The sequence below is a fragment of the Pseudonocardia sp. P1 genome (assembly GCF_000178675.2).
Taxonomy (GTDB): Bacteria; Actinomycetota; Actinomycetes; order Mycobacteriales; family Pseudonocardiaceae; genus Pseudonocardia.
This window is the reverse complement of the sequence record NZ_ADUJ02000001.1, coordinates 6019594-6041860: the sequence shown is the minus strand read 5'-3', so window position 1 is coordinate 6041860 and position 22267 is coordinate 6019594. Positions and strand designations below refer to the sequence as shown.

At 73.8% G+C, this 22267-nt stretch carries 17 protein-coding genes; 3 read left to right on the top strand and 14 right to left on the bottom strand.

The features are described 5' to 3' along the window. Window positions 1-55: 55 nt before the first annotated feature. Window positions 56-265, bottom strand: coding sequence for an MbtH family protein (locus PP1_RS28105; RefSeq protein ID WP_010224654.1), 210 nt, complete (start codon window positions 263-265; stop codon window positions 56-58). Window positions 266-302: 37 nt separating this feature from the next. Beyond that, window positions 303-1709: a lysine N(6)-hydroxylase/L-ornithine N(5)-oxygenase family protein gene (locus PP1_RS28100; RefSeq protein WP_082398898.1), complete on the bottom strand. Its 1407-nt coding sequence runs from the start codon at window positions 1707-1709 to the stop codon at window positions 303-305. Between the two features lie 699 nt (window positions 1710-2408). On the opposite strand from PP1_RS28100, the gene PP1_RS28095 reads away from it, so the two are divergent. Beyond that, window positions 2409-3749 (top strand): GGDEF domain-containing protein, encoded by a 1341-nt coding sequence (locus PP1_RS28095; protein WP_010224650.1) that lies wholly within the window; start codon window positions 2409-2411, stop codon window positions 3747-3749. Window positions 3750-3751: 2 nt separating this feature from the next. Here PP1_RS28095 and PP1_RS28090 read toward each other — a convergent pair whose 3' ends face one another. From PP1_RS28090 to PP1_RS28070, 5 genes are all read right to left on the bottom strand, one after another. Continuing rightward, window positions 3752-4384: a TetR/AcrR family transcriptional regulator gene (locus PP1_RS28090; RefSeq protein WP_010224648.1), complete on the bottom strand. Its 633-nt coding sequence runs from the start codon at window positions 4382-4384 to the stop codon at window positions 3752-3754. Window positions 4385-4391: 7 nt separating this feature from the next. Continuing rightward, entirely contained in the window at window positions 4392-5543 is a 1152-nt protein-coding gene (locus PP1_RS28085; protein WP_010224646.1) for an acyl-CoA dehydrogenase family protein, read from the bottom strand. 31 nt (window positions 5544-5574) lie between these two features. Then, the gene (locus tag PP1_RS28080; RefSeq protein WP_010224644.1) at window positions 5575-6336 is read right to left on the bottom strand and encodes a 3-hydroxyacyl-CoA dehydrogenase; all 762 of its coding nucleotides are present in this window, start codon (window positions 6334-6336) and stop codon (window positions 5575-5577) included. Window positions 6337-6379: 43 nt separating this feature from the next. Then, window positions 6380-7528 (bottom strand): thiolase family protein, encoded by a 1149-nt coding sequence (locus tag PP1_RS28075; RefSeq protein ID WP_010224642.1) that lies wholly within the window; start codon window positions 7526-7528, stop codon window positions 6380-6382. Between the two features lie 108 nt (window positions 7529-7636). After that, window positions 7637-8251 (bottom strand): Pr6Pr family membrane protein, encoded by a 615-nt coding sequence (locus PP1_RS28070; protein ID WP_060575610.1) that lies wholly within the window; start codon window positions 8249-8251, stop codon window positions 7637-7639. A gap of 179 nt (window positions 8252-8430) precedes the next feature. On the opposite strand from PP1_RS28070, the gene PP1_RS28065 reads away from it, so the two are divergent. Then, on the top strand, window positions 8431-9327 hold the full coding sequence (locus tag PP1_RS28065; protein ID WP_010224637.1) for an SAM-dependent methyltransferase: 897 nt from the start codon (window positions 8431-8433) through the stop codon (window positions 9325-9327). A 19-nt stretch (window positions 9328-9346) separates the two neighbouring features. Here the strand turns inward: PP1_RS28065 and PP1_RS28060 are convergent, their stop codons facing one another. The 5 genes from PP1_RS28060 to PP1_RS28040 form a co-directional block, all read right to left on the bottom strand. Then, window positions 9347-10774: a dicarboxylate/amino acid:cation symporter gene (locus PP1_RS28060; protein WP_010224635.1), complete on the bottom strand. Its 1428-nt coding sequence runs from the start codon at window positions 10772-10774 to the stop codon at window positions 9347-9349. Window positions 10775-10972: 198 nt separating this feature from the next. Then, complete coding sequence (locus PP1_RS28055; protein ID WP_075314430.1) at window positions 10973-12592, bottom strand: hypothetical protein; 1620 nt, start codon at window positions 12590-12592, stop codon at window positions 10973-10975. A 440-nt stretch (window positions 12593-13032) separates the two neighbouring features. Continuing rightward, on the bottom strand, window positions 13033-14076 hold the full coding sequence (gene sbnA, locus PP1_RS28050; protein ID WP_010227787.1) for a 2,3-diaminopropionate biosynthesis protein SbnA: 1044 nt from the start codon (window positions 14074-14076) through the stop codon (window positions 13033-13035). A gap of 77 nt (window positions 14077-14153) precedes the next feature. Continuing rightward, window positions 14154-15128, bottom strand: a complete 975-nt coding sequence (locus tag PP1_RS28045; protein WP_010227789.1) for a TauD/TfdA family dioxygenase — start codon at window positions 15126-15128, stop codon at window positions 14154-14156. Beyond that, window positions 15125-17926, bottom strand: a complete 2802-nt coding sequence (locus tag PP1_RS28040) for a Pls/PosA family non-ribosomal peptide synthetase (RefSeq protein WP_010227791.1) — start codon at window positions 17924-17926, stop codon at window positions 15125-15127. The genes PP1_RS28045 and PP1_RS28040 overlap by 4 nt, the downstream gene beginning before the upstream one ends. A 345-nt stretch (window positions 17927-18271) precedes the next feature. Here PP1_RS28040 and PP1_RS28035 point away from each other — a divergent pair, with 345 nt between their 5' ends. Then, the gene (locus tag PP1_RS28035; RefSeq protein ID WP_029239402.1) at window positions 18272-19735 is read left to right on the top strand and encodes an alkaline phosphatase D family protein; all 1464 of its coding nucleotides are present in this window, start codon (window positions 18272-18274) and stop codon (window positions 19733-19735) included. Window positions 19736-19754: 19 nt separating this feature from the next. Here PP1_RS28035 and PP1_RS28030 read toward each other — a convergent pair whose 3' ends face one another. Beyond that, window positions 19755-20915, bottom strand: coding sequence for an acyl-CoA dehydrogenase family protein (locus tag PP1_RS28030; RefSeq protein ID WP_075314432.1), 1161 nt, complete (start codon window positions 20913-20915; stop codon window positions 19755-19757). Then, window positions 20908-22131 (bottom strand): acyl-CoA dehydrogenase family protein, encoded by a 1224-nt coding sequence (locus tag PP1_RS28025; protein WP_029239922.1) that lies wholly within the window; start codon window positions 22129-22131, stop codon window positions 20908-20910. The genes PP1_RS28030 and PP1_RS28025 overlap by 8 nt, the downstream gene beginning before the upstream one ends. Window positions 22132-22267: the final 136 nt, after the last annotated feature.

Sequence of the window (22267 nt, the reverse complement as noted above, 5' to 3'; positions counted from 1 at the left end):
GGGCGCGGCCGGTGCGCGGGGTCTCCCCCGGTCCGGCCACGCCCGTCCGGTGCGGTCAGCCGGTGCGCTCGCGCAGGCTGCGCGGGCGCAGGTCGGTCCAGTGCTGCTCGACGTGCTCCAGGCAGTCCGGCTTGGCGGCCGGCCCGTGGCTGACCGTCCAGCCGGCCGGGACCTCGGCGAACGCCGGCCAGAGCGAGTACTGGCCCTCGTCGTTCACCAGGGCGTAGAAGGTGCCGTCGGGGTCGTCGAAGGGGTTGGTGGACACGGTTCTCCCAGGTCGGCGGTGGTCGTGGAGGTGCGGCTCAGACCGCGGCGGGGGCGCCTGCGCCGGCCGGGACCTCGGTCCCGCCGGGGGCGCCGAGCCCGGCCAGCGAGGCGACGACCTCGCCGGAGCGGACGGCGATGTTGGACAGCAGCGTCGAGGTGATGCCGTGCGTGTGCTCGGTCGGCCCCTGCAGGTAGATCCCGGCACGGACGGCGGTGCCGTCGGCCAGCTCGGTGGTGCCGACCTTGTAGTCGCGGCGGACGTCGAGCCGGCCGGAGCCATCCCGGCCGCAGGCCCCGGGGAGCCCGCCGCCGAGCAGCCACAGCGGGTCGGTGGCCTGGTATCCGGTCGCGTAGACGACGGCGTCGGCCGCGATGACCTCGCGGGAGCCGTCGATGAGGGACTCGACCGCCAGCTCCACCCGGTCCGCGACCTCGACCACGTCGGCCACCCGGGACACGTTGCGGAACCGCAGACGCTCGGTCCCGGCGACCCGCTCGTGGTAGTGGGTGCGGTAGAGCTCCTCGATCAGCTCCGGGTCGACCACGGAGTAGTTCGTGTTCGCGTGGTAGCCGAGGATCCGCTCCTTGACCTCGTCGGGGGCGGAGTAGAAGTCGTCCACCGCGGCCGGGTCGAAGATCCGGTTGGCGAACGACGTGTCGTCGGCAGGGCTGTAGCCGTAGCGCGCGAACACCGCGTGCACCTCGGCGCGGGGGAAGGTCCGGTGCAGGTGCGCGACGGTCTCCGCGGCGCTCTGGCCCGCGCCGACGACCGCGAACCGGGTGGGCTCGGTGCCGTCGAGCTCGCCGGTGCGGAACAGCAGGTCACGGTTGTGCCAGATGCGGCCGCCGGTGCGGACGCCGTCCGGCATGGCCGGGGTGAGACCACAGGCGAGGATGACGTTGCGCGCGCGGAGGCGCTCGACCGTCCCGCCCGCCGTCCGGACGACGACGTCGACGGCGTCCACGGTGGAGCCCTCGCCGCGCACCGGGACGACCTCGACGACCTCGCGGCCGTAACCGACCCCGACGTTCCCGCCGGCACCGGCGCCGATCTCCCCCACCCGCGCGGCGGCCCACTCCAGGTAGTCGTGGAACTCGCGCCGGGTCGGGAAGCTGGACCCGTAGTTGATGAAGTCGGCCAGCCGGTCCCGGTCGTGCAGGTACGAGAGGAAGGAGAAGCTGCTGGTCGGGTTGCGGAGCGTCACGAGGTCCTTGAGGTAGGACACCTGCATCGTGGCGTCCTCCAGCAGCATCCCGCGGTGCCAGCCGAAGCGCTCCTGGCGCTCGACGAACCGCGCGGTCATCCTGCGTGAGGCGGGTACCGAAGCATTGTGCTCGAGGAGCGCGATGGCCACGCCGAGGTTCGACGGTCCGAACCCGACCCCCACGACATCGAGAATCTCCTGATCGGAGTGGGGATCCGCGTTCGAAGGAGTGGCCATCACTGTCCTTTCGTTGCATCGGCACGCCTCAGATAAGGCGAGGCTAACTGCAACACGGAGTCGTACGTCCCGCCTAGGGGGTGATCCTCCGGGGGCCGCGTAACACGATCGTCATCGCAGGTCAGCATCATGACGTGACCCGCATGTCACCCGAATGGCCGTAATGACAGACCGTCCACTCAGGGCCGTACGGGCGTGTCCTGAATCGCATTCGCGGATCGTCGTCATTGACGAGAGGGTCATGCCTTCCGGGACCGCCGGAGAGGGGCGGGCGCGCGGACATGACCTGGCCCACGCACCCTGGACGATGGAGCCGCGAACACGGAAGGGCCCGCCCCGCCGACGGCGGGAACGGACCCTGGACGCATGCCGTGGCGCCGCGCGCGACGCGCGGTGCTCACCACTCCCAGTTGCGCACGACGAAACCCCCCTCGTTCGAGTCGCCGCCGCTCACCGGCGGCGGTCTCCGGGCCACCGTCACACCCTCATGGGTGATCTCTGTCGAGTGACACGATCCACCAGTGTAACGATTCGACGACGCAGCGTCACCGATTTGAGGTTCCTCTGAGGCGTTCACCGTGCGTGGTGTGCCGTTCACCGCGGACCCCGGTGACGGTGCCGTCCATGCCGGGAACCGGGCCGTACCCGTGGGTAATGTGAGGCTTACTTGTCCCGGCAACTGACGGACGGATCCCCGACGTGACCTCGCACCAGGCGGTACCGCGCGCGCGGCGCCGCTGGTGGCCGTCCGGGCGGTGGACGCTGCTCGAGCTGCCGGCCGGGGCCGTGGTGTTCGTGCTCGCCGCCGAGGCGGTGGCGGTCGGTACGGTCGTCGCGGGGGTGCTCGCCGCGCCCGTGCCGGACGGTGCCGACCTGCTGCTCGCCGCGCTGCTCACCGTCGTCGCCGGCGCGCACACCGAGCTGTCGCGCAACGCCGAGCGCCTGCGCCGGCGGATCGCCGAGACGCGGTTCGTCAACATGACCTCGGTCTGGACGTTCTCGGCCGCCCTGCTGCTACCGGCGCCGGTCGCGACGGCCGTGGTCCTCGCCGTCTACACCCATCTCTTCCTGCGCGTCTCGCACCCCGCGGGGACACCGGTGCACCGGCACCTGTTCAGCACCACCACCGTGGTCCTCGCCGTCCACGCCGTGGCGGTGGTGAGCCTGCTCGTCCCCGCCGGACCCGCCACCGGCGTGCGGGAGGCGGTCGTCGTCCTCGTCGCCCTGCCGGTCTACGCGTGCGTGAACACCCTGCTGGTCGTGTCGGTGCTGCGGCTGACCCGGCCGGGCTCGCGCTTCCTGCCGCTGCTGCTCGGCGGGGAGATCCTGCTGGAGCTGGCCACGCTCTCGCTGGGCGGTCTGGTGGCGGTCATCATCGCCCACACCTCGCCGTGGCTGGTCCTGCTCGCCGTCCTCCCGCTGGCCGTGCTGGAGCAGACGACGCTCGTCCGCCAGCTCGAGACGCAGGTGGACACCGACGCGAAGACCGGTCTGCTCAACCCGGCCGCCTGGCGCTGGCGCGGCCGGCGGCTGCTGGAGCGATGTCGTCGCACGGACCGCGCCGCAGCCGTGCTGATCCTCGATCTCGACCACTTCAAGGGCGTCAACGACCGGTACGGGCACCTCGCGGGCGACGACGTGCTGCAGGCCGTCGCCGGGGTCCTCACCGCCGAGATCCGCGACCACGACCTGGCCGGCCGGTTCGGCGGCGAGGAGTTCGTCGTCGCGCTGGGCGGCCTGCGCCCGGACGACGTGGTGTTCGGCCGGGCCCGCGAGGTCGCCGAGCGGATCCGGCGCAGCGTCGCCGCGCTCGACGTGCCGACCTCGACGGCCGGCCGCATCAGCGGTCTGTCGGTGTCGGTCGGTGTCGCGGCGTCCCCCGACCACGGCGACGATCTCGACACCCTGCTCGCGGCCGCCGACGCGGCGCTGTACGAGGCCAAGCGCGCCGGCCGGAACCAGGTCCGGGTCCGGCACTCCGAACCCGCGCCGCAGGGCGAGCCCGCGGCCCCGCCGTTCGGACTGAGCTTCGGGACCTGAGCTCACCCGGCCAGCAGGGCCCGGACCAGGTCCTTCCACTGCGCGAGCATCGAGTCGTCCCGCGGGTCGCGCGGATCGAAGGTGTAGGTCATGGCCGCACCCCGCATGGAGGTCAGCAGCAGGTCCCGCACCTGCTTGAAGCGCGGGCGCGACGCCAGCTCGTCACCGAACATGCGGGCCATCGACGCCCGGATGGCCGCGCCGAGGCGCCGCTCCTCCGGCCGCAGCGCGTCGGCGATCTCGCCGTTCGCCCGGGCCGCCGTCCAGAGCTCGATCGAGGCCCAGAAGTGCGGCTCGGAGAAGCTCTCCCAGAGCAGCTCGATGACCCGGTCGGCCCGGTCGAAGGCGTCGGCGGGCGGGTTCTCCTCGACGACCCGCCGCACCCGATCCTCGGTGTCGGCGACCCGCTTGACGGCGAGGTGCTGGGCCGCGGCGACGAGCAGCCGGTCCCGTGAGGGGAAGTGGTGCAGCAGCCGGCCGCGGGACACGTCGGCCGCGGACTGGATGGTCAGCGTCGTCGCGCCGGAGTAGCCGCCGTCGATCAGGCAGGCGACGGCGGCGTCGAGGATCCGGGCGCGGCTGTCCTCCGACCGCTGCGCCCGGGTCCTCGTGCCGTGTGTCCGCTCGGTGGTCATGATCGGACTAGAGTCCCAGACCCCGGCCGATGACCTCCTTCATGATCTCGGTCGTGCCGCCGTAGATCCGGGTGATCCGTGCGTCGGCGTAGGCCTTGGAGATCGGGTACTCGCTCATGTAGCCGTAGCCGCCGTGCAGCTGCAGGCACTTGTCGACGACCCGGCCCTGCAGCTCGGTGCACCAGTACTTCGCCTTCGACGCGTCGACCGCGGTCAGCTCGCCCGCGTTGAGGGCGCGCACGCAGTCGTCGACGTAGTGCTCGGCGATGTCGATCTCGGTGTCCAGCTCGGCCAGCACGAACTTCGAGTTCTGGAACGAGCCGATCGGCGAGCCGAACGCCTTGCGCTCCTTCACGTACTCCAGGGTCTGCGTCAGGGCGGTGCGGGCCGCGGCGACGCCCGCGACCGCGATCGACAGCCGTTCCTGGGGCAGGTTGGTGACGAGCTGGGTGAAGCCCTGGCCCTCGTCGGGCCCGAGCAGGTTCTCCACCGGGACCCGGACGTCGGTGAACGACAGCTCGGCGGTGTCCTGCGCGTGCTGGCCCAGCTTGTCCAGGTTCCGGCCGCGCTCGAACCCCTCCATCCCGCGCTCGAGCACCAGCAGGCTCATGCCCTTGTGCTTCTGCGACGGGTCGGTCTTCACCGCCACGACCATCAGGTCGGCGTTGATGCCGTTCGTGATGAACGTCTTGGACCCGTTGACGACGTACTGGTCACCCTCGCGGACCGCGGTCGTCGACATCGAGGCGAGGTCCGAGCCGATGCCCGGCTCGGTCATCGCGATACCGAGGATCAGGGTCCCGTCCACGACGCCGGGGAGCCAGCGCTGCTTCTGCTCCTCGGTGCAGTAGGCGAGCAGGTAGGGCAGCACGATGTCGTTGTGCAGGGTCAGGCCCAGCCCGGACGCCGCGGCCCCGGACCGCATGAGCTCCTCGGCGATGACGGCGTTGAACCGGAAGTCCGGCACGCCTCCCCCGCCGTAGGACTCGGGCACGTCGATGCCCAGGAAACCGTTCGCGCCGGCCGTGGTGAACAGCTCGCGCGCGACGATGCCGTCGCGCTCCCACTGCTCCTCGTGCGGCACGATCTCCTTCTCCACGAAGGCCCGGAAGGCGGACCGGAAGTCCTCGTGGTCGGACTCGTAGAGCGTGCGCCTCATCGCGGGCGCCTCCCCTCGGTGGGTGTGCGGACTAGCGCGGCTGCATCCGGATCGCGCCGTCGAGGCGGATCGTCTCGCCGTTGAGCATCGGGTTCTCGACGATGTGCGCGGCCAGCTTCGCGTACTCCGCGGGCTGTCCCAGCCGCGACGGGTGCGGCACCTGCTTGCCCAGCGACGCCTTCACGTCCTCGGGCAGCGCCCCGAGCAGCGGGGTCTCGAACAGCCCCGGCGCGATCGTGCACACCCGGATCCCCAGGTCGGCCAGGTCACGCGCGATCGGCAGCGTCATCCCGACGATGCCACCCTTCGACGCCGAGTATGCCGCCTGCCCGATCTGACCCTCGAACGCCGCCACCGACGCCGTGTTGATCACCACGCCGCGGTCCCCGTCGACCGGCTCGGCCGTCGCGATCCGCTCCGCAGCCAGCCGGATCACGTTGAACGTGCCGATCAGGTTCACGTTGATCACCTTCGTGAACCCGTCCAGCGGGAAGGCGCCCTTCTTGCCGTAGGTCTTGGCGGCGTTGCCGATGCCCGCGCAGTTCACGGCGATGCGCACCGTGCCGAGCTCCTCGGCGGCGTCGAGCGCGGCGCCGACCTGGGCCTCGTCGGTGACGTCGGCCGGCACGAAGCGCACCGCGTCACCGAGCTTGTCGGCGACCGCCTCGCCCTGCGACGACGGCAGATCGATGATCACGACCTTGCCGCCCTGCTCGACGAGCTTCTCGGTGGTGGCCAGGCCGAGGCCGGAGGCCCCACCGGTGACGACGGCGACGGAACCGTTGATGTCCATGTCTGTAGCGGTCCTTTCCGTGGGGAACGTGTGGAGGTAGGTGTCAGAGGAGTTCGAGGATGGTGGCGTTCGCCTGCCCGCCGCCCTCGCACATGGTCTGCAGGCCGTAACGGATGCCGTTGTCCCGCATGTGGTGCACCAGCGTCGTCATGATCCGCGCACCCGAACCACCCAGCGGGTGCCCCAGCGCGATCGCCCCACCGTTCGGGTTCAACCGCTGCGCCACACCCGCGTCGTCCCCGCCGATGTCGGCCAGCCACGCCAGCGGCACCGGCGCGAACGCCTCGTTCACCTCGAACGCCCCGATGTCCGACAGACCCAGCCCCGACTTCGCCAGCGCCTTCTCCGTCGCCGGGATCGGCGCCGTCAACATGATCACCGGATCCGCACCCGCCAGCACCGCGGTGTGCACCCGCGCCACCGGACGCAACCCCAGCTCCGCAGCCTTCTCCGAGGTCGTCATCAGCAACGCCGCCGACCCGTCGGAGATCTGCGACGAGTTCCCCGCATGGATCACCCCGCCCTGGTCGGCCTCCTTGAACACCGTCTTCAGCTGCGCCAGACCCTCCAGCGTGCCCCCACGCCGCACACCCTCGTCGGCCTCCACCCCGGCCAACGGGGCGATCTGCGCGTCGAACCGGCCGGCGTCCTGCGCGGCCGCGGCACGCTCGTGGGACAGGAGGGCGAACTCGTCGAGCTGCGTGCGGGAGAAGCCCCACTTCTCGGCGATCATCTCCGCGCCGACGCCCTGGTTCGGCGACACCCCGTAGCGGGCGGCGAAGTCGGCACCGAGCGGGTCCTGGCCCTGGCTGGAGGAGCCCATGGGCACCCGGGTCATCGACTCGACGCCACCGGCGACGACGACGTCGTACTGGCCTGCGATCAGCCCGGCCGCGGCGAAGTGCACCGACTGCTGGCTCGACCCGCACTGCCGGTCGACCGTCACACCCGTCACCGACTCCGGGAACCCGGCCGCCAGCGCCGCGTTGCGGGCGATGTCCAGGGTCTGCTCACCGGCCTGGGACACGCAGCCCCAGATCACGTCCTCGATCTCGGCCGGGTCGACACCCGACCGTTCCGCCACGCTCCGCAGCACGTGGGCCGACAGATCGGTCGGGTGCACCCCGGCCAGACCGCCCTTGCGCTTGCCGACCGGGCTGCGCACCGCTTCGACGATGACTGCGTCTCGCACGTCCCACGCTCCTTCGCGACGGGTTCCGGCGCCACCGGGCGCCGTTCTCGACGGCGACGGTAGCAGGAAACAGTCAGGACTGACTGCCTGGCGGTCGTGCGAGCCGCGTCACGCCCGGATCCGGTCCGCCAGCCGGCCCAGTCCGAGCACGGCCCAGCCGAGCAGGAGGAACCCGGCGGCGAGCCGGACGATGTTCCAGGCCAGCCCACCCGCACCGACGGCGTCGGGATCCAGGAAGTAGTACGGCGCCCGCCGGCCCGTCCCGTTCAGCACGAGGAGGGCGAGCGCGAGGTAGGCGGCGGGGAACAGGAGCCAGACCAGCGGGCGCCACCACGGGACCGGCGGCCCGGCCCGCCGGACCAGCGTCCAGTCCATCAGCGCGAGGAGCGGGACGACGACGTGCAGCAGCACGTTGGCCGGCGTCCAGCCCATGCTGCGGCCGGTGAGGAACAGCAGCCAGACGACGCCCGCGACCAGCAGGTACACCACGACCGCGGCCCGCAGTCCGGTGGCACGCCGTGCCCGGGGCGCGACCAGCATCCAGGCGTAGAACGCCGCCGCGAGGACGTTGACCTGGTAGGTGAAGGTCGTCAGCCGCCACGTCACGCCGCTGCGCGAGGTCAGCTCGACCAGTACGAGCGCGGCGAGCACGCAGAGCACGATCGCGGCGCGCACCGGCACGACGAGTGCGTCACGACGGCCGGGGGCGGGTTCCGGGGTCACCCCCGCTCAACTCCACGGGACGGGCCGCCGTTCCCGGGTCCCGGTGCGGGCGAGCGCCCCGCGGGCCGGGCGGCACGATCCGCGGGTGATCCACGCCATCCGGTGCCGCCCGCCGCTCGCACCTGATCGTTCCGTCGTGCAACGTGGATGGTGAGCATCCCTCACGAGGAGGAGGTCCGATGTCCACCACCGAGCACGGCAACGTCCCCGCCGGGGGCAACACGGTCGCCGGCGGCTGGGGCGTGACCCGCAGCGTCGGGCTCACCGCGCTCGCCGTCGCCGCGGCCCGCGCCGCGGAGGCCGAGCGTCCCGACGCACTGGCCACCGACCGGTTCGCCGCGGGATTCGTGCGGGCCGCCGAGCCCGCGGCGCCCCTGACGTCCGCGGGCGGGCTCGCCTGGGACGCGCTCGTCGACATGATGGCGATCCGCACCCGGGTGCTCGACGACCTGATGCTCGCCGCCGCAGGCGCCGGGATCCGCCAGGTCGTCGTCCCGGCGGCCGGGCTGGACGCCCGGGCGTACCGGCTGCCCTGGCCGTCGGGCGTCACCGTGCACGAGATCGACCAGGCGGAGGTGCTGTCGTTCAAGCAGCACGTCCTCGACGCGGCCGGGGCCGTGCCGCACGGCCGGTACCGCCCGGTCGCGTGCGACCTGCGGGAGGACTGGCCCACCGCGCTGCGCGACTCCGGGTTCGACCCGGCGGCACCGACGGCGTGGCTGGTGGAGGGCCTGCTGCCCTACCTGCCGCCGGACGCCGAGGCAGACCTGTTCGCCCGCATCACCGAGCTGTCGGCCCCGGGCAGCCGGATCGCCGTCGAGACCCTCGACCAGGCCGCCGCCGACGGGTGGATCCACTCGTCGGCGGTGCGCGAGCTCGGGGCCGCGACCGGGTGCGACCTGGCCGAGCTCTGGGACACCCGCCGGCGACCGGCCGCCGTGGACGTCCTGCGCGGGCACGGCTGGCGGGCCCGCGGCCGCGGGATCGGCGACCTCGGCGCCGAGCTGGGCCGGGTGCCGTCCGGACCGGCCGCGGGCATGGTCACCCACGCCGCGATCGTCGACGCGGAGCGCTGAGGCGGCTCGGGGCCGGGGTTCAGGCCCCGGCGCTCCCGGCGCGAGCGGGGGCGCCGGTCCGGTCGTCGTCCCCGGTCGCCTGCTGCCCGTCGCCGGTCGCCGGGGTCCCGTCCCGGGACTCCGACGCCTCGTCACCGGCGTCCGGGACCCCGCCACCGGCGTCGGCCGCCGCGTCGTCCCGGCCGAGGATGCCCTCCTGGGCCGCGACGACCGTCGGGACGGTGATCTGACCGGCCACGTTGGTCGCCGTCCGCATCATGTCGAGGATCGGGTCGATGCCGATGACGACCGCGATCCCGGCGGCGATGACCTCGGGCGGGAGGCCGACGGCGGCGAGGGTCAGGGTCAGCATGGTGAACCAGCCGGTCGTCCCGGCGGTGGCCAGCGCACCGAACACCGCGACGGCCACGATCACCAGGTACTGCCACACGGCCAGCTCGATCCCGGAGATGTGCGCGATGAAGATCGTCGCGAGGGCCGGGTAGACGGCGGCGCACCCGTCCATCTTGGTCGTCGTGGCGAGCGGCACGGCGAAGCCGGCGTAGTTCCGGTCGACGCCCAGGTCGATCGCGGCCTGCCGGGACTGGGGCAGCGACGCGCCCGAGGAGCGCGACACGAACGCGAACTGCAGCACCGGCCAGGTCACCGAGAAGAAGCGGCGCGGGCCGATGCCGGCGACGACGCGCAGCAGCAGCGGGTACACCCCGAACAGCACGATCGCGCAGCCCAGGTAGACCGTGACGATCAGGCCGAGCAGCGAGCCGACGAAGCCGCTGCCGTAGGTGGCGAACGCGTTGCCGATCAGGCCGAGCACGCCGACCGGTGCGAGCACGATGATCCATCCGATGATCGTCAGGACGATCTCGAACGCCGACCGGGAGAACGCGACGAACGGCTCGGCCTTCTCACCCAGCGCGTAGGCCGCTGCGCCGACCAGCAGCGCGGCGAGGACCACCTGCAGGACGTTGTCCTCGGCGAACGCGGCGACCGGGTTCGCCGGGATGATCCCCGTGAGCAGGGCCTGCCACGACCCGACCGTCTTCTCCCCGACCTCCTGGACGGCCTCGGGGTCCGCGGCGACCGAGATCCCCGCGCCCGGGCGGCCGACGATGCCGATGGCCAGACCGATCAGGACGGCGATCAACGAGGTGCCGGCGAACCAGGCGACGGTGCGGCCGCCGAGCCGGGCGGCCGTCCGGCCACCGCCGAGGTCGCGCAGGCTGACGATGCCGACGACGACCGCGAGGAAGACCAGCGGCACGACGGTGAACTGCAGCAGCCCGGTGAACAGGCTACCGACGGTGTCCAGTGTGGAGGCCAGCCAGTCGGCCCCGGTGAGCCGGGCGGTCAGCCCGAGCAGGGCGCCGAGTACGAGACCGGCGAGGGTGAGGACGGCGAACACGCGGGGCCTGCGCCAGGCGCGGGCCGCACGGACGACGAGTGACACGATGGGGATCCTTCGGGGTGCGGTGGTGACGGTTGCCGGGGCCGGGTCACGCCGGACAGCCCGACACCATGCGCCGGCACAGGTCGATCACCCGTCTGCGCACCATCACCAGTCCACGTCCCCGCACGTGGTCCCACAACGCCCGGTGTGCCCGCTTCCTTCCCGGGCACGGTGTACCCCCCGTCACGCGCGTGACGGTCAGACGGGGACCGATCGGGTCCTGGCGTCGCGCGGCAGCGGTACCCGCGCCGGGTCCCGCGGCAACCGGCCGGGCCACACCAGACAGAGCACCGGTGGGGCACCGACCGCACGCAGGGCGGCGACCGCGAGCTCCACGTCGGACGCCCGCGTCCCGGCGGTCTGCACCGCGAGCACCGTCGGCCCGCCGTCGCGCAGCGCACGCAGGTCCTCCTGGCGGAGCCGCGGGGACCGCAGCGCCCGGACGACCGGCACCCCCGCCCCGGGATCACCGGCCGGCGCCCCCGGCGTGAGATCGGCGTACACCCGCCGGTCCCCCACCAGCGTCGCGGCCTTCACCAGCTCGCCGGCGATGTCGCAGGCCGGCTCCGCGGTGAGCTGCACGACGGTGACCTGTGGGAACCCGCTCAGCCACCGGCGGTAGGCGTCGGCCAGCACCGGCACCGCCCCGGGTGCCCGGCCCGGCGCGAGCACCGGCGGGTCGATCCGGTCGCGCAGTGCCGCGGCCGGGTCTGCCTCCGGCAGCAGACGCCTGCCCCGCCGGACCGCGGGGACGCCCACGCCGACCAGGACCGGCACGGCCAGCCCGCCGAGCAGCACGGCCCCGGTGACCCACCAGCCGAGCGGGACCGCGGGCCCGGCGACCGCGGCCGCCCCGGGGACGACGACGGTCGCCTGCCCCGTGCGGTCCGCCAGCACCCGGCCGAGCTGGTCCGCGACGGGATCGGGCGCGGTGCCGCCGCTGTCGGACGCCGCCGCCGCGGCGCGCCGGTCGAGCTCGGCGCGGACCGGGCCGGTGCCCGCCGCGTCGACGGCCGCGTCGACGGCGGCGACCTGCTCCGTCAGTGCGGTGACGGCCCCGTCGACGGCGGCGGTGGCGGCCGCCGCGTCGGGACCGGTGGCGCGGACCTCGATCGTCCCGGGCGCCGGCGAGGTGACCTCCGGCACGGCCCCCGCGGGCTCGGCGACGCGGTCGGTGAACGCGGTCGTCGCCGCGGCGCCGAGCGCGCGGGCGGTGGCCGCGGCAGGATCGGCCGACCCCACCGTCGCGACCTGGAGCGTCGCCGTCGCCACGGTGGGGGGCGGGACGAGCACGGCCAGCACGGCGGCGGTGCCCGCGGCGAGCACTCCGAGCAGGACGACCCGTCCACGCCGGCGGGCCAGGACGGCTCCGGCCTCACGCAGCGGGCCGTTCCCGCGCCCCACCGGGACGCGGACCCCCGGACCGGCCGCGACCCGGCCGGGCGCGACGGCGAGGAGTGGGGCGGAACCGTTCACCGCGCCGTTCGCGACCCCGTCGACGGCGCGGTCCCCGGGGCCGCTCCCCGGGTCCTTCACCAGCGCGTTCCGCGGAACGTCCACCGCGTCGTCCGCCGCCGGCGCGTTCCGCGGAACGTCCACCGCGTCGTCCGCCACCGTCGCGTTCCGCGGAACGTCCACCGCACCGCCCGCCGCCGGCGCGTTCCGCGGAACGTTCGCGGTGCCCTTCGCGGTGCCCTTCGCGGTGCCGTTCGCGGTGCCGTTCGCGGTGCCGTTCGCCGTGCCGTTCGCCGTGCCGTTCGCCGTGGCGTTCCGCGGAACGCTCCCCGGGGTCGCGGCGACGTCCGCGGGGGCCTGCACGCCGTGCAGACCTGGGCCGTCCGGTACCGAGCCGTCCGGACCGGCACTGTCCGGTGGTCTCGGGACCTGCATCGGGGACCGCAGCCCACGACGCGGAACCGGCGGACGGGGGAGGTCACCGGGCTCCGGGCCCGGGGGCCCGGCCTGCGCCGGCACCGCGGGCGCTCGACCCGTCCCCCCGTCCGCCGGACCGGTGGCCCCCCGCGGGACCGGGGACGGCCGGCGGGCCGGGGACGGTCGCGGGACGGGGCCGGGCCGCGGCAGGCTCCCCGCGCCCGCGACCGGCGCCTCGGACCGGTCGGGCCCGGCTCCGGCAGCACCGGCCGACGGGTCCGGCGACCGCTCCGGCGACGGACGCTGCGCGGGGTCCCGGGGAGGATCCGGCGTCGCCCCGGGCGTCGGTCCCACCGGCACCCCGGGCGCACGCACGGTGCGTGCCATCAGAACGTCCCCATCGGCATCGCCCCGTCGAGCGCGCCCGGCCCGGCACCGGTGCCCGCCCAGGCCGGCTGCGGCTGCGCGTTCCCGGCACCGGCGGAGATCCGCTCACCGAAGTGTTCCCGCAGCCAGGACGTCCGGTAGACGGTGTCGAGGTAGCGCTCCCCCAGGTCAGGGGCCAGCGCGACGGCGGTCACGCTCTCGTCACCGTGCCGCGACAGCCAGGCCAGCGCCCCGGCCACGACGGTCCCGGTCGACCCGCCGAACAGGAACCCGCGCCGCGCCAGCCGGTGGCAGATCTCCAGGGTGTCCGGTTCCGCCACGTGGACCACGTCGTCCACGTAGGCCTCGTCGAGCAGCGGGGGCCGGACGCTCGTGCCCAGGCCGGGGATCATCCGCGGCGCGGGCCGGTCCCCGAAGGTGATCGACCCGACGGCGTCGACCGCGACCACCCGCACGCGGCCGGGCCGGGAACGGAAGTACCGGGCGCAGCCCATGAGCGTCCCCGTCGTGCCGGCGCCGACGAACAGCACGTCGATCCCGGGGAACGCCGACTCGATCTGGGGGCCGGTGCTGGTGAGGTGCGAGCCCCAGTTCTCCGGGTTCGCGTACTGGTCCAGCCAGACGTACCGGTCGTCGGACTCCACCATGGACCGGACGAGCGAGAGCCTCGTGGCGAGGTAGCCACCGGCGGCGTCCGGGAGGTCGACCACACGGACCTCGGCACCCAGCGCCTCCATGATCCGGTGGGTCGCCGGGTTGCACCGCGGGTCGGTGACGCACACGAAGCGGTAGCCGCGGCTGGCCGCGATCATGGCGAGGGCGACGCCGAGGTTCCCCGACGACGACTCGACCAGCACCGACCACGGGGTCAGCCGCCCGGAGCGCTCGGCCGCGGTCACCATGCCGAGCGCGGCCTTGAGCTTGACCGAGCCCGCGAAGTTGAATCCCTCGCACTTCAGGTAGAGGGAGCGGCCCAGCGATCCGGCCAGGTCGACGTACAGGTCGTCGGTGTTGAACTGTTCGGGGGCGGAGATGACGGTCATCGTCGACCTCTCTCAGGGGGTGTGCCGCTCGGCGGTGCCGGCTCGGGTCGTGGGCGACGTCGCGGCCACGACACGCGTCACCGGTCGTCCCGGGCGGGGACGGTGACGCCGTCGGCCATCGCGACCACGACGTCCCGCACGCCGGTGTAGGGATCGCGGCCGTGCGCGACCCGCAGGTTGTCGACGACGAGCAGGTCGCCGTCCTGCCAGGGCTCGCGCACAGTGTGCCGCTCGTGGGCGTCGTTGATCACGTCGACGACGTCGGGCGGGACGGGTGAGCCGTCGCCGAACCGGGTCGTGAACGGCAGCCCGTCCGGACCGTGCAGCTCGACGAGGAACTCGCGCACCTCCGGGTCCATGGCGTACTCCGACAGGAACGCGATCTGGTTGAAGAAGACGCGTTCCCCGGTGGCCGGGTGGACCAGCACGCCGTGCCGGCGCTGCCGGGTGCGCAGACCGCCGCCCGTCGTCCACTCGGTCGCGATCGCGTTCGCCCGGCAGTAGCGCTCGACCTCGTCCCGGTCGGTGGTGCCGAACGCCTGCGTCCAGGACGCCCCGATCTGGTCGCCGTAGTTGCGGACGAGCAGCCAGCCGTCGCGCTGGATCCGGTCGACCAGCGCGCCCGGCAGCTCGTCGACGACCCGTGCGGTGTCGACCAGCGGGGTCGCGCCACCCGACGCCGGTGCCCGCAGGCAGGCGAACATCAGCGTGGCCGGCGTCTCGAGCACGTAGGACAGCTCGTGGTGCGGGCACATGGGCTGCCGCGCGGGCCACGGCGTGGACGAGTGGACACCGTCGGCGAGCAGGGTGCGGGCGGCGACCGCCTCGCGCTCGGTGTAGGCGGCGCCGCCGAGCCGGGCGGCGACGCCGGCGACGTCGGCGACCGTCCGCAGGCCGAGGCCCCGGACCACGACGGCGCCGTGTTCGTCGACGAGGTCGCCCAGGGCGTCGCCGTTCCGTTCGCACCAGTCGCTCGCGTCGCCCGCGGAGCCGGAGGCCAGGACGGGCGGGTGTCCGGGGTGCAGTCGCACCCCCAGCAGTGATCCGGTCATCGTTCTCCCCCCATGTGGTGGTGGTTCGGTCCTGCGGGGAGCGGTGCGGGTCCGGGAGCGGGTGCGTGGCGGGTGGGACGGACGGCGCGGGCCGGGTTGCCCTCCCAGACGTCCCCGGCCGGCACCTCCTCGCCCTTCATGAGGAAGGCGTCGCAGCCGATCCGGGCGCCGTCGCCGACGACGGAGCCGTAGTGCAGGAAGGCGCCGACGTCGAGGCAGGCGCCGTTGCCGACGGTGATGCGCTCCGACTTGAACGTGCCGTCCTCCTGGGAGTGGCACTGGATGACGGATCCGGCGTTGAGCACCGCCTCGTCGCCGATCGTGACCAGGGTCCGCTCCGTCAGGGCGCACCCGTCGTCGAACACCCGCCGGCCGATGCGGACGCCGAGGGCGCGGGACACGACGTTCTTGAACGGGGTACCGGCGAGCATCCGGTCCCAGCCCTGGACCACGAGCTTCCAGTAGCGCTCGTGCCACCAGAAGTACGGGTCGTAGACCGAGCAGAAACGGGGACGCAGCGGGTGGAACACGGTCGCCAGCCGCTCGACCGCGACGGTGTAGACCATCGTGAACAGCAGCGAGACGACCATCAGGATGCCGACCGCGACCGGCCCGAGCGGCACGAGGACGTCGGCGAGCAGCAACGTCAGCAAGGTGATCCCGAACAGGCCGCCCCAGCGGAACAGCAGGGCGACGCCGATGGTGCGCCGGTTGTAGCGGTTCTTGCGGCGCAGCCGCTCGTGCAGGTCGAGCCCGCTCTCCAGGTGACCGAACGCGGAGTCCCGGCGCACGGTGCGCGGGATCTCGAAGGGCGGTGAGCCGAGCAGGCCGACGCCGCTGCGGACCGGCCCGTCCGTCGGGACGAGGGTCTTGGTCGCGATGAGGCAGTCGTCGCCCACCCGGGCGCCGGCCGGATAGACGATCCTGTTGCCGAGGAAGCTGTTCGCGCCCAGCCGGGTGCGCGAGACCACGAATGCGGTCGACGAATAGTCCGCATTGACGATGGACAGGCCGTCGGCGACCATCGTCCCGGTCCCGATCGAACTCGCGAACGGGGTCTCGTGCTTGACCGCCGTTCCGAAATTGGTTCCCGTCTGGGGTCGCAGCCGGAGGTCGTGACCGATCAGCCGCAGATACCCGACGATGTAGGAACTGTCGCCCAGCAGGTACGTGAAGAACCTGATGTTGGTCGTCCGGATCACCATCCGGTGCAGGGTGTAGCGGAACCCGTAGAGCCGGTGGATCCGCCCCTCGACGGTGCCGGCCGTGAGCAGCCGGGCGAGCACCGTCGCGCTGACGAGGCCGGCGACGATGCCGACGAGCATCAGGACCCCCGACAGCGCGAGCACCTCCAGGTAGAACAGCAGCGTGTCGTGCGGGACCGTCGCCACCCCGAGGACCGTGTCGAACGTCGGGATGCGCAGCAGCGCCGCGTCGACGACCCCGGTGCTCAGCGGCAGCCAGACCAGTACCAGCGTCAGCAGCTGACCGGCCGCGTAGGCGCCGCGGCGCAGCGACCCGCTCGGCGTCGTCGCCGGACCGCCCGGGTCGCCACCACCCTGCCGTCCCGGAGTGCCCCACCAGGTCTCGCCCGCCGGGATCCGCTGGCCGGTGTGGAGCGACGACGAGTGGGCGAGCCTGCCGCCGTCGCCGATCTCGCTGCCGATGTCGACGACGGCGGCCTCGCCGACGACCACGTCGGCACCGAGCACGACGCGGCCCGTCCGGATGATCCCCGGTTCGGCGCGGTAGCAGGTGAGCACCGAGTCCTTGCGGAGCACGGTGCCCGCACCGATGGTCAGCAGGTCGGGACAGGCCGGCACGAACCGGGACAGCATCACGACCCCCGGGCCGATCCGGGCACCCAGCAGCCGCAGGTAGAGCGGCAGCAGGGGCGAACCCGCGGCGACCAGGAGCAGCGGGTTGGTGCGGACCAGCGACCTGGCCAGCCAGAACCGGAAGTAGCCTGCGCTCCACAGCCGGATCTCCCGCTCGGTCCACCGGCCGACGAGCAGCCACTTGGCGACGATCGGCAGCACCGCGAACACCGCGAAGGCGAGCGAGACGGCGACCAGCGAGCGGAGGTAGAAGTCCACGAGCCCGGCCCCCTGCGCGATCCACAGGTAGGCCGTGCCGAGCACCGTCCCGTAGGCCACGGTGAAGAGCACGAAGGTCAAGAGCTGGGCGGCGCCGCACAGCACGTAGGCCACGGACGAGACGGGCGGCGCCGGATCGGGCCGCACCGCCGTCGTGGGCGGTTCGGGGCCGGCGCCCTCCCGGGCGAGCGCAGCGGCCAGACCGGCCGGGGTCGGGTGCGCGTAGACGTCGGTCATCGACACGTCGGGCAGGTCGTCGCGGTGCCGCACCCGGGCGCAGAACCGGGTCATCGTCATCGAGTCCGCGCCGAGGTCGGTGAACACGTCCGCGTCCACCCGCACCTCCGCCTTCAGCAGGTCGGCGAGGATCGCCCGGTAGCCCTCCTGCACGACGCCCGCCGCGTCCGGCCCGCCTGCCCGCCCCGCCCCGGCCAGGGCCGTCGCGAGCCCCCGGGCCGTCGGGTGCGTGTAGACGTCGGTCATCGACACGTGCGGCATCCCCGGCCGTCCGCGGACCCGCGCACAGAAGCGGGCGAGCAGCATGGAGTCCGCTCCGGCGTCGGCGAAGAAATGATCGGTCGGCGCCACCGGGAAACCGGTCATTTCACCGATGAGGGCGCAGATCTCGTTCTCGACGTCCAGTTCCGGATCCGTCCCCGGACGGGAAACGATGATCCGTTCCGCGGCCTGCCGAATCGGCATCCCCGGTACCTCCCCCCGAGCGGAACCCGTCTCTGCCGGTCGAATTCGTCGCAGGTTTCCTCTGTGTTACCCCTCATCGCATTTACCCGACATCGACGACCATCGGAGACGGACGCCGGCCGGGCGCGAGGGTGGTGCCGGATGCCGCGACACCCTGTCGCGACACCCCGTCGCGCGATCCGTGCCCTACCGTTCGCCGCCGGCCACGCAGACGGTTCGGCTTCGCCCGTAATGTGATCTGGTTCACACTTGTTCATCCGACCGAGGTCGCCCCGTGCGGCGCGTGCGCGCGGGCCCCCGGCACCCGGGCACGGATCATGGGTCGACGCGACGGAAGGAGATCCCGTGCCCCGGCTACCACGCCGAACGGTGCTGCTCGGCGCGCTCGGCGGTGCGCTGTCCGGCGCACTCCCCGGTGTCGTGCCGCGCGCACCCGCGCTCCCCGACCCGTTCACCCTCGGCGTCGCGTCCGGCGACCCGGCGCCGGACGGGGTGGTCCTCTGGACCCGGCTCGCGCCCCGGCCCGACGCCGAGGACGGCCGCGGCGGGATGCCGGACCGGGCGGTCGACGTCGAGTGGGAGCTGGCCGAGGACGAGGGCTTCACCCGGGTCGTCCGGCGCGGCACCGAGACCGCGACGGCGCAGGAGGCGCACACCGTCCACGCCGAGCCGGGCGGCCTCGCCCCGGGGCGGGAGTACTTCTACCGGTTCCGCACCGGGACGCACCTGTCCCCCGCCGCGCGCACCCGGACCGCGCCGGCGCCGGACGCGGCCGTACCGGCCCTCACGGTCGCGACGGCGTCCTGCGCGAAGTTCGGGGCCGGGTACTTCACCGCCTACCGGGCGCTCGCCGCCGACGAGCCCGACCTCGTCCTGCACCTCGGCGACTACTTCTACGAGGCCGACGACGGCGACGTCCGCGACACCGGTGGCCCGGAACCGACCGACCTCGCCGGCTACCGGCGGACCCACGCCCACCAGAAGTCCGATCCCGACCTGCTGGCCGCGCACGCCGTCGCGCCCTGGGTCGTCGTGTGGGACGACCACGAGGTCGTCAACAACTGGGCGGGTGGCGACGGGAGCGTCTCCCCCGACCGCAGGGCCGCGGCGTTCCGCGCGTACTGGGAGCACATGCCGCTGCGCCGGGCGTCGGTGCCGCGCGGGCCGGACCTGCAGCTGTACCGCCGCATCGGGTGGGGCTCGCTCGCGACCTTCCACATGCTCGACACCCGGCAGTACCGGATGAAGGGCGGTTCCATCACCGGCGCGGAACAGGAGCGCTGGCTGCTCGACGGCTTCCGCGCCTCCACCGCGGGCTGGGACGTGCTGGGCCAGCAGGTCTTCTTCGCGCCCCGCTCCGGCGGCGGCAAGCGCCAGACGTGGGACGAGCACCCGGAGTCCCGGGGGCGCATCCAGCAGGGGTGGGTGGACGCCGGGGTGCGCAACGCCGTCGTCCTCACCGGGGACGAGCACGTGCACCACGCCAACGAGCTGCCCGCCGACCCCGACGAGCCGGACGGCCCCGTCGTCGGGACCGAGCTGGTCACCACCTCGGTGACCTCCGGCGGCGACGGCAGTGACGGCGGGGACGACGGGGACGGTGGCGGCGAGGACGACGGCGACGGCGGGGACGACCCGCACCTGCGTTTCCGCGCCGACCGGCGCGGCTACGTCCTCGCCCGGTTCGAGCCGCAGCAGCTGCGCGCCGACTTCCGGACCGTGGAGAGGGTGTCGGAGCGGGACGCCCCGGTCGGCACGGCGGCGTCGTTCGTGGTGCCGGACCGGGAACCCGGGCTGCACGCGCTGTGAGCCCGGGCCCCGGCGGCCCTCAGCCGGTGGCGACCTTCGGTGCGGGCACCGCGTCGGCGTCCAGGGCGTCGAGCACCGCGGCGGCGATCCGCTCCCGGTGCGCCTCGGCGGACCCGAGCAGGGCCGCGTCGGCGACGGCGCGCTTGTAGTACAGGTGCGCCGGGTGCTCCCAGGTGAACCCGATCCCGCCGTGCAGCTGCACGGTGTCCGCGGCGACCCGGTAGCAGACCTCCGAGCAGGTGGCCTGGGCGATCGACACCGCGAGATCGGGGTCGTCCACACCGGACGCGACGGACCAGGCCGCGTGCAGTGCGGTGGTGCGGGCGTGCTCGACGCCGACGAGCATGTCCGCGCACCGGTGCTTCACCGCCTGGAAGGACCCGATCGGACGGCCGAACTGGAGCCGTTCCTTCGCGTAGCCGACGGTGAGGTCGAGCAGCCGCTGCGCGATGCCGGTCTGTTCGGCGGCGAGCAGTGCCCCGGCGGTGCGGAACGCGTGCCGCAGGGCGCGGTCGGCGTCGTCGCCGGTGGCGAGCACCGTGGCCGGCGCCCCGTCGAGGTCGACCCGGGCGATCCGGCGGGTGAGGTCGAGCGAGCCGCGCGGCGTGACCGTCACCCCGGCGGTGCCCTGGTCGACGGCGGCCAGCACCGGGCCGTCGGGCCCGGCCGCGGCGACGAGCAGGACGTCGGCGGCAGCCGCGTCCGGCACGTGGTCGACGGTGCCGGTGAGCCGCCCGTCGTCGGCGGAGACGGCGGCCGCGGTCGCGGCGTCGTAGGGCACCGTCAGGGGCGCGACCAGGGCGGCGGTCCGGGTGCCCTCGGCCAGCTCGGGCAGCAGCGCGTCCCGTGCCGCCGACGCCGGCGCGGCGACCAGGGCCGGGACGGCCAGCCCGACGGTGCCCAGCAGCGGTCCGGTGACCAGCGCCGCGCCGAGCTCCTCGGCCGCGACCGCCTGGTCGACGCAGGTGCCGCCGGCCCCGCCGAGCTCCTCGGGGACGGCGAGGGCGAGTGCCCCCAGCTCCCCGCCGAGCCGGGCCCACAGGGCACGGTCGTAGCCCTCGCCGGTGTCGATCAGCGCGCGCAGCACCGTCTCGTCGTGTGCCCGCTCGGCGAACCGGCGCAGGCCGGCCCGCAGCTCCTGCTGCTCGTCGGTGACGTCGAACTCCTGCGGCTCAGCCACGGGGGACCTCCTTCCACGGGCGGTCGGAGTCCGACCGCGGCTCGCCGGGCAGGCCGAGGACCCGCTCGCCGAGGATGTTGCGCATGACCTCCGAGGTCCCGCCCTCGATGGTGTTCGCGCGCGAGCGCAGGAACCGCTGCTGCAGGGTGGAGCCGGGATCGGCGTGCACCCGGCCGCCGCCGTCCGCGCGGTGCATCGTCCAGTCGTCGTAGAGCAGGGCGTCCGGGCCGAGCAGGTCCATGCAGAACTCGTAGACCTCCTGGTTCAGCTCGGCCCCGACCAGCTTGGACACCGACCCCTCGGGGCCGGGCTGCCCCGCGGTGGCGGTGCGCCGGGCCCGGGCCAGCGTCAGCCGGTGCGCCTCGGCGCGGGTCCAGAGCCGGGCCAGCCGGTCGCGCAGCACCGGGGTGTGCCGGTCGGGGTGCTCGGCCCAGAGCCCGAGCGCCTCGGCGATCACGCCGCTGCCCCGCCTGCCGGTGACCCCGCCGATCGCGGTGCGCTCGTTCATCAGGGTCGTGATCGCGACCCGCCAGCCGGCGCCGACCTCGCCGAGCCGGTGCGCGTCCGGGACCCGGGCGTCGTGCAGGTAGACCTCGTTGAACTCGGCCTGCCCGGTCATCTGCCGCAGCGGGCGCACCTCCACGCCCGGCTGCTCCATGTCGATCACGAAGTAGGTCAGGCCGCGGTGCTTCGGGCGGTCCGGGTCGGTACGGGCGACGACCATCCCCCACCGCGCCACGTGCGCGAGCGTGGTCCACACCTTCTGCCCGTTGAGCACCCACTCGTCGCCGTCACGGACGGCGGAGGTCGCGAGCCCGGCGACGTCGGACCCGGCGCCCGGCTCGCTGAACAGCTGGCACCAGATCTCCTCGCAGGTGGCCATCGGCCGGAGCCACGCGGCGGCCTGCTCGCGGTCCGGTGCGTACTCGACGACGGTGGGCGCGCCCATCCCGTAGCCGATCGGGTTGACGGCGAACATCCGCGGGCCGCCCGCGTCGGTGACGATCCCGTCGACCACCGCCTGCAGTCCGCGGGACAGGCCGAGACCACCGAGCCCCTCCGGGTGGTGCACCCAGGCCAGGCCGGCGTCGTAGAGGGCCCCGAACAGCTCCGCTCGGGGTGCGGTGCGCGGATCGTGTGCGGCGACGACGGCACGGGTGGCGTCGGCGACCCGTTCGGTGTCGGTGTCGGTGTCGGTCGTGGGCGGGGAACTCATCGCACCTCCGAGGACTGGCTGGACGGCGTCGTTGCGGTCGCTCACGAATCTAGGTCATCGGCCCCGGTCCCCAATTTCGACTAACGGGGCTAACGGCCGTTACTCCGCCTGCGACACCCCGGGCGCCCGACCGGTG